Source organism: Noviherbaspirillum aerium (genome assembly GCF_008929045.1).
Taxonomy (GTDB): domain Bacteria; phylum Pseudomonadota; class Gammaproteobacteria; order Burkholderiales; family Burkholderiaceae_D; genus Noviherbaspirillum; species Noviherbaspirillum aerium.
The window spans coordinates 115,449-128,415 of the sequence record NZ_VFAH01000011.1 but is presented as its reverse complement, the minus strand read 5'-3'; the positions used below and the strand labels follow the sequence as shown (position 1 = coordinate 128,415).

The following is a 12,967-nucleotide window of genomic DNA, read 5'->3' as shown; positions in this document are numbered from 1 at the left end:
GGACTCAATTCATGACGTTCAACTCTTCCGTACGACGAGGTGGATAGGATTCCCAGTGGCTGCAGCCGGGGCATTGCCAATAGTACTGGCGCGCCTTGAATCCGCAGTGGCTGCACTGGTAGCGTGCCAGTTTCTGCGTGTAGCTATGTACAAGATTTTTTACCAGCGACAATTCAGGACGCACTTCCGGAGGCGCATCCATCAGGCGAGCCTCAAGGAATTTGTCCAGCCCCAGCAAGGTTGGCGTACGGCGCAATTCATCACTGACAATGTGATTGGCCGCATCAACCCCATCCAACTCGAGTACTGCTTTAAAAACAACCTCAAGCAAATCAATGGATGGTGCTTGTGCAAGATAGTTCTTCAATAAATTGAGCCCCTCTTGCGGTCGACCAACTGTCCTGTAACCATCCATCAGCCTTTGGGCCACCAAGGCGACATGGGGAACGCTTTGCTGCTCGACCTTGCGCCACGCCAGCAAGGCGGCTTCCGTATCGCCCTTGGCAAGGTGAGCGTCGCCGATCAGCATGGCGGCACGCACATTGCTGCGGTCGGTGGAAAGCGCCTTTTCAAGCAATGCGAGCGCGGCATCGGGATGGGTATGCACCAGTTCATCTTGCGCCAGCTCGCAATAAAACTGCGCAATTTCCTTTTGGCGTGCACCGGCGCCGGAATCCTGAAGTGCCTTGGCTGCATCAATGGCTCGCGTCCATTCTTTCTCACGCTGGTAAATTTCCAGCAGCGCGCGACGTGCCTGTGCCCCGTACTGCGTATCTACAAGACTGTTGAAAGTTTCTTCGGCGCGGTCGAGCAAGCCGGCCTTCAGATAATCCTGGCCGAGTTCGTATTGGGAATGCACCTGGTACTCCTGTGGCAGGTCCGGCCTCGCGAGCAGATTTTGATGTACCCGAATGGCGCGTTCGATTTCACCGCGACGGCGAAACAGGTTACCAAGTGCAAAGTGCAGTTCTATCGTTTCCGGGTCAAGTTTCACGATCTCGATGAATGCATCGATAGCCTTGTCCGGTTGCTCGTTAAGAAGAAAATTCAGCCCCTTGAAGTAGCCCTTGGGCAAGCTGCGCGACTCGGAGACCAGATGCTTGATGTCGACGCGTGCGGCGATCCAACCCAAGCCGAAGAATACGGGAATAGCCAGTAGCCACCAGGTTTCAAATTCCATGCTTTTTCTTGTTGTGGGTAATCATCGATTGACGACGCTGTCCGGCTGAGGGGGAAGCGTACGCGCTTTGAGTTGCTGGGCTCTTTCCTGCTCCATCCCCACCAAAGTTTTCTTGTGACGGCCAAGTTCGCGCCGGTAACGAAATAGTGTGGGCAGCATTGCGAAAATTCCCATTACCGCACCGCCAACAAAGAATGCCAGCAGCAACATGACGAGAGGTCCCCGCATCTCATAATCGAAGAAGAAGCGCAACGCGGCTTCTTGGGTATTCTTCAATGCAAAGCCGAAGAACAAAATGAACAGGATGGCAGCAAGGATGCGAAAAAGAATTTTCATGCTGCGGCGACTCCATCATCGAAGTGATCTGGTTGTTTAACCATAGGGAAAATGTCGCGGTATGGTGTGGAAGAAAGTGAAATTGTACGTGAAAACATTAGGGTAAAAAAAACGGCATCCCAGGATGCCGTTTCTAGTATTTCCATACCGCTAATCACGCACGATCACAACATCGAGGCAAGGGAAACAAGCTTGCGCTTCAGCCCTTGCCTCTTTTGCATAAGCCAGGGACTCAGTCTTCCTTGATTGGCTGACCAACCATCGCATCGACACGTTCGCGCAACTCCTTGCCAGGCTTGAAGTGGGGAACCCGCTTTTCCGGGACCATCACTTTGTCTCCCGACTTGGGATTGCGTCCGATGCGCGGCGGCCGGCTATTCAATGCAAAACTGCCGAAGCCACGAATCTCGATGCGCTGACCATTTGACAATGCATCGGCCATCGCATCGAGGATGGTCTTCACCGCGTAATCCGCATCTTTTGCAACCAGCTGCGGATAACGCTCGGCGAGACGGGCAATCAGCTCCGACTTAGTCATCTAATGTTCTCGATGCTTACTGCTTGTTGTCGAGTTTTGCCTTCAGCAGCGCGCCCAGGCTGGTGGTGCCCGAAGCAGCATTGGAGTCAGCAGACATCTTCTGCATGGCTTCCTGTGTCTCGGCATTGTCTTTTGCCTTGATCGACAGCTGAATGCTGCGCGCCTTGCGATCGATGTTGATCACCAGAGCTTCGACCTTGTCGCCGACTTTCAGGTGCGTACCGGCATCTTCCACACGATCGCGGGAGATTTCGGAAGCGCGCAGATAGCCTTCAACTTCTTCGGACAGCTGAATCACGGCGCCCTTCGGCTCAACGGACTTGACGGTACCGGTCACAACTGCACCTTTATCGTTCAGAGCGGCAAAGTTGTTGAACGGATCACCTTCGAGCTGCTTGACACCCAAGGAAACGCGCTCGCGCTCGACGTCGATCGCCAGCACGACTGCTTCCAGCTCATCGCCCTTCTTGAACTTGCGAACGGCTTCTTCGCCAGCTTCGGTCCAGGACAGGTCGGACAGATGGACGAGGCCGTCGATGTTGCCCGGCAGGCCGATGAACACGCCAAAGTCGGTGATCGACTTGATTGCGCCCCGGACCTTGTCGCCCTTCTTGTGCGACATCGCGAAGTCATCCCAAGGATTCGGCTTGCACTGCTTCATGCCGAGGGAGATACGGCGACGCTCTTCGTCGATCTCGAGAACCATGACTTCGACTTCGTCGCCCAGCTGGACAACCTTGTTCGGAGCCACGTTCTTGTTTGTCCAGTCCATTTCCGAGACGTGGACCAAGCCTTCGATGCCCTGCTCGACTTCAACGAACGCACCGTAGTCGGTCAGGTTGGTGACCTTGCCGAACAGGCGTGTGCCTTGCGGATAACGACGGGACAGACCAGTCCACGGATCGTCGCCCAGCTGCTTGACGCCTAGGGAAACGCGGTTCTTTTCCTGATCGTACTTGAGGACCTTGGCAGTGATTTCCTGGCCGACGGAGAGCACTTCGGACGGATGACGCACACGACGCCATGCGAGGTCGGTGATGTGCAGCAGGCCGTCGATGCCGCCGAGGTCAACGAACGCACCGTAGTCGGTGATGTTCTTGACGATACCGGTAACGACAGTACCTTCCTTCAGGGTTTCCATCAGCTTCGCGCGCTCTTCGCCCATCGATGCCTCGATGACGGCACGGCGGGACAGCACGACGTTGTTGCGCTTGCGATCCAGCTTGATGACCTTGAACTCCATGGTCTTGCCTTCGTACGGCGTGGTGTCCTTGACCGGACGGGTATCAACCAGCGAACCCGGGAGGAATGCACGAATGCCGTTGGTCAGGACTGTCAGACCGCCCTTGACCTTGCCGTTGACAGTGCCTGTAACGATCTCGCCAGACTCCATCGCCTTTTCCAGCGAGAGCCACGATGCCAGACGCTTGGCCTTGTCGCGCGACAGAATGGTGTCGCCAAAACCGTTTTCCAGCGATTCGATCGCAACAGTGATGAAGTCGCCAACCTGGACTTCGAGCTCACCGTTGTCGTTCTTGAATTCTTCGATAGGAATGAAAGCTTCAGATTTCAGGCCGGCGTTAACGATCACGAAGTTATGATCGAGACGAACGACTTCAGCCGAAATGACTTCACCGGAACGCATGTCCTGACGGGAAAGGGATTCCTCGAACAGGGCTGCAAAGCTTTCCATACCGGTTGATTCTTGTTGCGCAGTAGACATAAATAGAAATGGGTTAGCCAGCAATCGCCGACATGACGATCATCTGGGTTAAGTTAATCAACACCCGCCAAGGCCTTGCGCCAAGCCGGGCACCAATCGGACAACGACAACTACGATACAAGCGTATGACTTCTACGCGTGTTTCCTTACAGCTGCGTACCACTGGAGCACCTGATCGACCGCCTGGTCGGCTGTCATGTCCGAAGTGTCCAATATATGCGCCCCTTCCGCCGGTTTCAATGGCGCGACTGCGCGGCTTGAATCACGCGCATCCCGCTCCCTCAAATCTTTCAGAAGGTCGTCCATATTAGCAGGAAATCCTTTGTCAATCAATTGCTTATATCGCCTCCCGGCACGCGCCTCAACGCTTGCAGTGAGGAAAACCTTGAGGTTTGCATTCGGGAAAATAACGGTGCCCATGTCCCGGCCGTCCGCCACTAGTCCAGGCGCGGTACGGAAACCATGCTGCAAGCCGACGAGCGCGCGGCGCAGCATTGGCAATACTGCAATTCGGGAGGCGGCATTGCCGACTTCTTCGGCCCGGATTGCGGCAGTGACGTTTTCCTGGGAGAGCCAGATCTGGTCACCCTCGAAACGGCATTGCAGCCTTTCCGCCACCTTGGCCAGAGCATGCTCATCGGTCAGGGGAAGCTTGTGACGCAGCGCAGACAGTGCAGTCAGTCGATACAATGCGCCGGAGTCGAGGTAATGAAACCGCAATTGCAGCGCCACACGATGGGCGACGGTACCTTTGCCGGAGGCGGTCGGACCGTCGATGGTAATGACTGGGATCGTTTGAGAATGCTGCATCGTAGGGTATCGCTCAGATCAGGTCGCCACGCGTCACCGTGGCAAAGGCTTCAAAATAATCGGGGAAAGTCTTGGCGACGCATTTCGGATCCATGATCCGGATCCGGGTGCCGCGCCGCGCCGCCCCGTCCAGGGATGCCAGGGAAAAGCACATCGCCATCCTGTGGTCATCGTAGGTGTCGATAGCAGCAGGAGTGATCTGTCCAGGTGGCGTGATGCGCAAATAGTCGCTTCCTTCCTCGACCGCCGCGCCGAGCTTTCGCAACTCGGTCGCCATGGCACTCAGGCGGTCGGTCTCCTTGACGCGCCAGCTACCGATATTGCGCAGCGTGCTGATGCCGTCCGCATACAAGGCGGCGACGGCAATCGTCATCGCGGCATCCGGAATATGATTGAAGTCGGCATCGATCGCCTTGAGTACCCCGGTCGAGCGGGCTTCGATCCAGTTATCGCCCATCGTGACCGCCGCGCCCATCTGCTCCAGGGCCTGGACGAAACGCACGTCGCCCTGAATGCTGTCGCGGCCAACCCCCTCCACCCGAACCGGCCCGCCTGCAATTGCTCCGGCAGCGAGGAAATAGGAAGCAGATGAGGCATCGCCTTCCACGTGAATGCTGCCCGGGCTGGTGTAGCGCTGCCCGGAGGCAATGGTGAAAGACTGCCAGCCGTTACGCTCGACGATAACGCCAAAGCGCTTCATCAGGTTCAAGGTGATTTCGATGTAAGGCTTTGAAATCAGTTCGCCGACAACTTCAATGACGACCGCTTCCTCGTGTGCCATGAGCGGTGCCGCCATCAATAGCGCGGTCAGAAACTGGCTTGATACGTTGCCTTTGACCGACATGCGACGCGTGTGAATCTGGCCTCGCCGGATATGCAGCGGCGGATAACCGGGCTGACCGGTGTATTCGATGCGCATGCCGGAGGCGTTCAGCGCATCGACCAGATCACCGATCGGTCTTTCATGCATGCGCGACACCCCGTGCAGGGTATAGTCGCCGCCGATTGCCGCGAGTGCCGCAGTCAGTGGACGAATCGCGGTGCCTGCATTACCCATGAACAAGTCGGCCTGATGTACCGGAAGTACGCCATCCACGCCGTGCACGACATATTCCTGTGATTCCCCAATCTGCTCCCAGCGCACGCCCAACTTTTGCAGTGCCATCAGCATGACATGCGTATCATCGGACGCCAGCAGATCATGAATGCGGGTAACGCCGCCGGCCAGCGCCGCCAGCAGCAAGGTACGGTTGGATATGCTCTTGGAACCCGGCAGTCGGACGGTCCCCTGTGCACGCAGCGCGGGATTCAGGTCGAGATGATGAGGATAGTGTTTCATTAGTCGCCGCCTTGTTTATCTTGCTTCTCAGCCGCCTCGATCGTGCTGATCCAGTTATGACGGGCACGTTGCGCATTGGCATACACACTCTCGATGGCGCTGCCGTTTTGCTCGGCAAGTAGAGCCCGCAGTGCCGTCAGTTGTTCCAGGTAAGAGTCCAGCTCGGAAAGCAGCGCCGGCTGGTTGGCCAGCGTAATGTCCCGCCACATCTCCGGAGATGAACCGGCGATGCGGGTGAAATCGCGGAATCCGCTGGCGGCATACTGGAACAGCAGGTCGGCATGCGGCTTGCGCGCGATGTCATCGACCAGCGCATAAGCCAGCAGATGCGGCAGGTGACTGACTGCTGCGAACACCTTATCGTGTTCTTCGGCGGTCAGCCGGTGAATGATCGCGCCGCAATGTTTCCAGGCGCTGGCGACACGCTCGATATCCTCGGCACTGTTTTCTGGCAGCGGCGCCAGAACCGCTTTCTTGCCCACATACAGGTCGACGATCGCCGCCTCCGGCCCGTTCTGCTCGCGGCCGGCAATCGGATGTCCGGGCACGAACTGCGAGACCTTCGCGCCAAGCGCCTTGCGTGCGGCCTCCACCACGTCGCTCTTGGTGCTGCCGGCATCGGTGACCACCGTTCCGGGCTGCAGATGCGGCGCGATGGAAGCAAGAATGGCTTCCGTCTGGGCCACCGGCGCGGCAATCAGAATCAGATCGGCTCCGCTGACGGCATCGCCGACGGAAACACAGGCCTTGTCGATGATGCCGAGCTGTTTCGCGCGCTCCAGGGTTTCCATCCGCCGCCCTACACCCAGCACTTCGCCGACGGCGCCGGCACGTTTGAGCGCCAGCGCAAACGAACCGCCGATCAGGCCAACACCAAAAATAGAAATTTTCTTGAACACGAAAGTCGCTCGAAGATTGGATCAGGACAGGATTTCTTTGAGCGCCGCGATGAATGCGGCATTCTCTTCCGGAAGCCCGATTGACACGCGCAGCCATTGCGGCATGCCATAGTTGCCAACCGGACGAACGATGATGCCTCGCTTGAGGAGCGCGAGATTGACTCTGGCGCCGGCTCCATCATCGCTGCCGGCGCGGAAAAGAACGAAGTTTCCGTATGATGGCACATACTCGATATCCATCTCCGCGAACGCTTGCGTCAGCTGCTTGTAGCCATCCGCATTGAGCAGTGCGCTTTTCCGGAGGAAGGCAGTGTCATTGAGCGCGGCAACAGCCGCTGCCTGCGCCATGGAATTCACATTGAACGGCTGCCGGATGCGGTTGAGCAGATCGGTGATGCCGGGCTGCGCTATGCCGAAGCCGATGCGCAGCCCGGCCAGGCCATATGCCTTGGACAAGGTGCGCGACACCAGCAGGTTCGGATATTGACGGACCCAGGCAATCGAATCGTATTGAAGCTCCGGCGCAAGGTACTCGTTGTACGCTTCGTCGAGCACCACCACCACATTCGTCGGAACCTTGGCCAGAAAGGCTTCGATCTCACCGGCGGCAATGAATGTGCCGGTGGGGTTGTTGGGATTGGCAATGAAAACGAGGCGGGTGTCCGCGGTGATTGCCTGCAGCATCGCAGACAAGTCATGCCCGTAGCTTGCTGCGGGCACCACGACCGCACGGCCGCCGACCGCCTGGGTGGCAAGCGCATAAACAGCGAATGAATACTGAGCATAGATGACCGACTCGCCGGGCTGAACACAAGCATGGGCCGCGAGTTCGAGGATGTCATTGCTGCCATTGCCGAGAGTGATCCATTCGGCCGGCACGCCATACTTCGTGGTGATGGTCTGCTTCAATTCGAAGCCGTTCGAATCCGGGTATCGTCCGAGATCCGCCATGGCGGCGAGCATGGCCTGCTTCGCCGATTCGGGCATGCCGAGCGGATTCTCATTGGAAGCAAGCTTGACGATCTTCGCTTCGTCGAGGCCGAACTCCCTTGCCACCTCCGCAATGGGCTTGCCTCCTTGGTAAGGAGCGATGGCACGGACATAATCGGGACCGAATTGAATGGACATGAACGATTTCCAAAAATTTGCAGGAATGCTATGGCTAGGACGGCAATCGAGGACCAACCGCCAACTTGCTGCACCATCAGGCCGCTGAACCGCCGGACCTGCCGGCGGAAAAATCAGGCGAGAGTAAAAGGATAGGATCCAAGAACCTTGAAAAAGGCGGCATTCTGACGAAGCTCCGCCATCGCGGCGGATACCTTCGAATCCTCGACATGCCCTTCCACATCGACATAGAAGTAGTACTCCCACGTGCCGATGCGTGCCGGCCGGGACTCGAATCGAGTCATCGATACGCCATGCTTTGCCAGCGGCGCAAGCAGGTTATAAACAGCGCCGGCCTTGTTGGGAACGGCAAGCACCAGTGAAGTCTGGTCCTTCCCGCTCGGCGCGGGCTGCAGCCTGCCGACCACTGCAAAACGTGTGCGGTTGTGTGGATCGTCTTGTACGTGCGCCTTGACGATACCGAGGTTGTAGCGCTGTCCGGCAATCTCGCCCGCGATGGCCGCCATTGTCGGATCCTCGCTGGCCAGCCTCGCGGCCTCGCCATTGGATGCGACTGCCTGTCGCTCAATGCCCGGATAATGCTGGTTCAGCCATGCCTGGCACTGCGCAAGCGCCTGCGAATGCGCGCAAATGCGGGTCACGCCGTCCATGGACCCGGTTTTGGTCATCAGGCTGTGATGGATCGGAATGGACAGCTCGCCACTGATGCTCAAGGTGGTTTGCAGCAGCAAGTCGAGGGTGCGGTTGATGGCGCCTTCCGACGAATTTTCGACCGGAACCACGCCGAAATCCGCCGTGCCTGCTTCCGCGGCGCGAAAGACTTCATCGATCGTCGCGCAGGGCAAGCCTTCGACCGCGCGGCCGAACTGCCGGTAAACCGCCTGTTCGCTGAAGGTGCCTGCCGGACCGAGATAAGCGACCGTCACACGCCTTTCCAGCGCGCGGCAGGACGACATGATTTCGCGAAAGATGGTCTGCACATCCTGGCTGTCGAGCGGCCCTGGATTGTTATCGGCCGCCTTGCGCAGCACCTGGGCTTCCCTTTCCGGGCGAAATACCGGTGCATTGGTCTCGGCCTTGACATGGCCGACTTCCTGCGCGACGCGTGCGCGGCGATTCAAGAGGTCGAGCAATTGCGCATCGATCGCATCGATTTGCTCGCGAAGAGGTTTGAGTTTATCGTCCGACATAGTCAATGAGGTCATGCCGGCGACGACCGGATCCGGCAAGGCTGCCACAGGCAGGCACTCCGGAAGATCGGTTTCGCCGGGACGGGGTTAGCCGTGCTTCTTTTCGAATTCTTTCAAGTAATCGACAAGCGCCTGCACTCCCTCGACGGGCATCGCATTGTAGATCGATGCCCGCATGCCGCCGACCGACTTGTGGCCCTTCAGCTGCAGCAGGTTGCGTTCCTTTGCACCAGCAAGGAACGCTTCATTCAACGACTCGTCTTTCAGGAAAAACGGTACGTTCATGCGTGACCGGCAGTCTTTTGCAATGTTGTTGCTGTAGAAGCCGGTCGAATCAAGATAGTCGTACAACAGCGCCGCTTTGGCAATGTTGCGCTGCTCCATCGCCTTGACGCCGCCCTGCCGTTTCAACCATTGAAACACCAGGCCGGCAATATAAATGGCATAGGTCGGCGGCGTGTTGTACATGGAATTGTTGTCCGCGACGAGTTTCCAGTCGAAGGCGGAAGGACAGATCGGCAAGGCATTGCCGATCAGGTCGTCGCGCACGATGACCAGAGTCAGGCCTGCGGGCCCGATGTTTTTCTGCGCGCCACCGAAAATCACGCCATATCCGGACACATCGATTTCACGCGACAGGATATGCGACGACATGTCAGCCACCAGAGGCGCGCCGCCGGTATCCGCGGCGACATCGGGTGTGTACTGGAATTCGACACCGTCGATGGTTTCGTTGGTGCAGATATGGACATAGGCGGCGTTTCTGGATAGCTTCCAGGTCTCCCGCGGCGGGATGGCGGTGAATTTTTGTGCTTCCGACGATGCGGCCACATTCACCTGGCAATATTTTTTCGCTTCCTTGATCGACTTGCTCGACCAGGAACCGGTATTGACGAAATCCACCACGGCGGGCTGGGCCTTCCTGCCCACCAGATTCAGCGGCACGATGGCGTTCTCGCCGATGCCTCCGCCTTGCAGAAAGAGAATCTTGTAATTATCGGGAACGCCGAGAAGTTCACGAAGATCACGCTCGGCGGCTTCATAAATTGAAATGAATTCCTTGCCGCGATGGCTCATTTCCATCACCGACATGCCGCTGCCATGCCAGTCGAGCATTTCCTCGGCAGCCAGCTGCAGCACTTCCTGCGGCAGCACCGCAGGACCGGCGGAGAAATTGAAGACGCGCGTCATGCTTCCTCCGTCTCGCCGCTACCGTTGTCATCTTCGACATCCGATTCCAGGATGCGCTGCAGGCCGGACAGCTTGGTGCCGTCTTCCACGGCGATCAGCGTGACGCCTTGCGTCGCCCGTCCCATTTCCCGGATTTCGGCCACACGGGTGCGAATCAGCACGCCGCCCGTGGTGATCAGCATGATTTCATCATTCGGCTCGACCAGGGTGGCGGCCACGACCTTGCCGTTGCGCTCGCTGGTCTGGATGGCGATCATGCCCTTGGTACCCCGTCCATGCCGGGTGTATTCGGTGATTGGCGTCCGCTTGCCAAAACCATTCTCGGTGGCGGTCAACACCGATTGCTGCTCGTTTTCAGCCACCAGCAAGGCAATCACCTGCTGCCCCTCTTCCAGGCTCATGCCGCGCACACCGCGCGCATTGCGACCCATCGGGCGAACATCGTTCTCATCGAAACGCACCGCCTTGCCGGAATCGGAAAACAGCATCACGTCGTGCTTGCCGTCGGTCAGCGCCGCGCCGATCAGGAAATCGCCCTCGTCCAGGTCGACCGCGATAATGCCTGCCTTGCGAGGATTGCTGAATTCGGTGAGAGGCGTCTTCTTCACGGTGCCGAGGCTGGTGGACATGAATACGTAGCGATCCTCCGGGAAGCTCCTGTTGTCGCCCGACAGCGGCAGCACTACGGTGATCTTCTCGCCATCCTGCAGCGGGAACATGTTCACGATCGGCTTGCCGCGCGAATTGCGGGAGCCCTGCGGCACTTCCCATACCTTCAGCCAGTACAGGCGTCCGCGGTTGGAGAAGCAAAGAATGTAGTCATGCGTATTGGCGATGAAGAGCTGGTCGATCCAGTCGTCTTCCTTGGTCGCCATTGCCTGCTTGCCGCGCCCGCCGCGTTTCTGGGCACGGTATTCGGACACCGGCTGGGATTTCATGTAGCCGGAATGGGACAGGGTCACCACCATGTCCTGCGGCGTGATCAAGTCTTCCGTGCCGAGATCGGTGGCATTCAGCTCGATCTGCGAGCGGCGCACATCCTTGTTTCCTTCACCGTACTCGTTGCGGGCAGAGGCGAGTTCATCGACGATGATCGCAGTTACCCGTTCCGGCTTGGCGAGAATATCGAGCAGATCGGCGATCTGCGCCATCACTTCCTTGTATTCATTGACGATCTTGTCCTGCTCCAGGCCGGTGAGGCGCTGCAAGCGCATCTGCAGGATTTCCTGGGCCTGATCATCGGACAGCTTGTACAGGCCGTCAGACTGGATACCGTAATGCTTGGGCAGATTCTCGGGGCGGAATGCCTCGATGCCGCCTGCATTTTCACCGCCTGCGCGAGCGAGCATTTCGCGCACCAGCGACGAATCCCACGCGCGCGCCATCAATTCCGATTTTGCGATCGGAGGCGTCGGCGCAGCCTTGATGATGGCGATGAAATCATCGATATTCGCCAGGGCGACCGCGAGACCTTCCAGCACGTGTCCGCGTTCGCGCGCCTTGCGCAGTTCGTACACGGTGCGGCGCGTCACCACTTCACGCCGGTGCGAAAGGAAGCATTCCAGCATCTGCTTGAGGTTCAGCAGCTTGGGCTGGCCGTCGACAAGCGCGACCATGTTCATGCCGAAAGTATCCTGCAACTGCGTCTGCTTGTAGAGGTTGTTCAGCACCACCTCCGGCACTTCGCCCCGCTTCAGTTCAATGACCACGCGCATGCCGGATTTGTCCGACTCGTCACGGATGTCGGAAATGCCTTCCAGCTTCTTGTCACGAACCAGCTCGGCGATGCGCTCCAGCAATGATTTCTTGTTGACCTGATACGGCAGCTCATCAACGATGATGGCAGTGCGGCTATCTTTGCCGAATTCCTCGAAATGGGTTTTCGCCCGCATGACCACGCGGCCGCGGCCGGTACGATAGCCATCCCGCACTCCAGAGACGCCATAGATGATGCCGGCGGTCGGGAAGTCAGGCGCGGGAATGACTTCGATCAGTTCGTCGACGCTGCACTCCGGATTGCGCAGCACATGCAACGCGCCGTCGATGACTTCGGTAATGTTATGCGGTGGAATATTTGTTGCCATGCCCACCGCGATACCGGACGAGCCGTTGATCAGCAGATTGGGGATGCGGGTTGGAAGGACGGAGGGCTCCTTCTCCTTGCCATCATAGTTGGGAACGAAATCAACCGTTTCCTTTTCGATGTCTGCCAGCAGCTCGCTCGAAATCTTGTCGAGACGGCACTCGGTATATCGCATCGCCGCGGCATTGTCACCGTCCACCGAGCCGAAATTGCCCTGCCCGTCGACCAGCGTGTAGCGCAGGGAAAAATCCTGCGCCATGCGCACCAGCGTGTCATAGATCGCCTGGTCGCCGTGGGGATGGTATTTACCCATCACCTCGCCCACGACGCGGGCGCACTTAACGTAGGGCCGATTCCAGACATTGTTCGTTTCGTGCATGGCAAATAGCACGCGCCGGTGTACGGGCTTCAGGCCATCACGCACGTCGGGAAGCGCACGACCTACGATAACGCTCATGGCGTAATCGAGATAGCTCTTGCGCATCTCTTCTTCGAGGGAAATCGGGATAGTCTCTTTGGCGAATTGATCCATTGGCGGGCAAGCCTGTCT

General features: G+C 58.0%; 11 protein-coding genes. All 11 read right to left on the bottom strand.

Annotation, left to right across the window (positions count from 1 at the left end; translation table 11 throughout):
• Window positions 1–4: 4 nt before the first annotated feature.
• A complete protein-coding gene (lapB, locus tag FH061_RS16925) occupies window positions 5–1,180 on the bottom strand; it encodes a lipopolysaccharide assembly protein LapB (protein ID WP_151637011.1) in 1,176 nt (391 codons plus the stop codon).
• Window positions 1,181–1,201: 21 nt separating this feature from the next.
• Window positions 1,202–1,516 carry a LapA family protein gene (locus FH061_RS16920; protein ID WP_151637010.1) on the bottom strand — a complete coding sequence of 105 codons (315 nt, stop codon included), beginning with the start codon at window positions 1,514–1,516 and terminating at the stop codon, window positions 1,202–1,204.
• Window positions 1,517–1,748: 232 nt separating this feature from the next.
• Window positions 1,749–2,054 carry an integration host factor subunit beta gene (locus FH061_RS16915; protein WP_057289648.1) on the bottom strand — a complete coding sequence of 102 codons (306 nt, stop codon included), beginning with the start codon at window positions 2,052–2,054 and terminating at the stop codon, window positions 1,749–1,751.
• 16 nt (window positions 2,055–2,070) lie between these two features.
• Window positions 2,071–3,777: a 30S ribosomal protein S1 gene (gene rpsA / locus FH061_RS16910; protein ID WP_151637009.1), complete on the bottom strand. Its 1,707-nt coding sequence runs from the start codon at window positions 3,775–3,777 to the stop codon at window positions 2,071–2,073.
• A gap of 132 nt (window positions 3,778–3,909) precedes the next feature.
• A complete protein-coding gene (gene cmk / locus FH061_RS16905) occupies window positions 3,910–4,587 on the bottom strand; it encodes a (d)CMP kinase (protein WP_151637008.1) in 678 nt (225 codons plus the stop codon).
• Window positions 4,588–4,600: 13 nt separating this feature from the next.
• Window positions 4,601–5,926 carry a 3-phosphoshikimate 1-carboxyvinyltransferase gene (aroA, locus tag FH061_RS16900; protein ID WP_151637007.1) on the bottom strand — a complete coding sequence of 442 codons (1,326 nt, stop codon included), beginning with the start codon at window positions 5,924–5,926 and terminating at the stop codon, window positions 4,601–4,603.
• Window positions 5,926–6,825, bottom strand: coding sequence for a prephenate dehydrogenase (locus tag FH061_RS16895; protein WP_151637006.1), 900 nt, complete (start codon window positions 6,823–6,825; stop codon window positions 5,926–5,928). The genes aroA and FH061_RS16895 overlap by 1 nt, the downstream gene beginning before the upstream one ends.
• Window positions 6,826–6,846: 21 nt before the next feature.
• Entirely contained in the window at window positions 6,847–7,953 is a 1,107-nt protein-coding gene (hisC, locus tag FH061_RS16890; RefSeq protein WP_151637005.1) for a histidinol-phosphate transaminase, read from the bottom strand.
• 113 nt (window positions 7,954–8,066) lie between these two features.
• On the bottom strand, window positions 8,067–9,143 hold the full coding sequence (pheA, locus tag FH061_RS16885; protein ID WP_151637079.1) for a prephenate dehydratase: 1,077 nt from the start codon (window positions 9,141–9,143) through the stop codon (window positions 8,067–8,069).
• A gap of 87 nt (window positions 9,144–9,230) precedes the next feature.
• Window positions 9,231–10,334, bottom strand: coding sequence for a 3-phosphoserine/phosphohydroxythreonine transaminase (gene serC, locus FH061_RS16880; protein WP_151637004.1), 1,104 nt, complete (start codon window positions 10,332–10,334; stop codon window positions 9,231–9,233).
• Complete coding sequence (gene gyrA / locus FH061_RS16875; protein WP_151637003.1) at window positions 10,331–12,949, bottom strand: DNA gyrase subunit A; 2,619 nt, start codon at window positions 12,947–12,949, stop codon at window positions 10,331–10,333. Before gyrA ends, serC begins: the two co-directional genes overlap by 4 nt.
• Window positions 12,950–12,967 lie beyond the last annotated feature (18 nt).

Coding starts and splice junctions, on each gene's coding strand:
- lapB (WP_151637011.1), bottom strand. CDS start 1,180: ATGGAATTTGAAACCTGGTGGCTACTGGCTATTCCCGTATTCTTCGGC.
- FH061_RS16920 (WP_151637010.1), bottom strand. CDS start 1,516: ATGAAAATTCTTTTTCGCATCCTTGCTGCCATCCTGTTCATTTTGTTC.
- FH061_RS16915 (WP_057289648.1), bottom strand. CDS start 2,054: ATGACTAAGTCGGAGCTGATTGCCCGTCTCGCCGAGCGTTATCCGCAG.
- rpsA (WP_151637009.1), bottom strand. CDS start 3,777: ATGTCTACTGCGCAACAAGAATCAACCGGTATGGAAAGCTTTGCAGCC.
- cmk (WP_151637008.1), bottom strand. CDS start 4,587: ATGCAGCATTCTCAAACGATCCCAGTCATTACCATCGACGGTCCGACC.
- aroA (WP_151637007.1), bottom strand. CDS start 5,926: ATGAAACACTATCCTCATCATCTCGACCTGAATCCCGCGCTGCGTGCA.
- hisC (WP_151637005.1), bottom strand. CDS start 7,953: ATGTCCATTCAATTCGGTCCCGATTATGTCCGTGCCATCGCTCCTTAC.
- pheA (WP_151637079.1), bottom strand. CDS start 9,143: ATGTCGGACGATAAACTCAAACCTCTTCGCGAGCAAATCGATGCGATC.
- serC (WP_151637004.1), bottom strand. CDS start 10,334: ATGACGCGCGTCTTCAATTTCTCCGCCGGTCCTGCGGTGCTGCCGCAG.
- gyrA (WP_151637003.1), bottom strand. CDS start 12,949: ATGGATCAATTCGCCAAAGAGACTATCCCGATTTCCCTCGAAGAAGAG.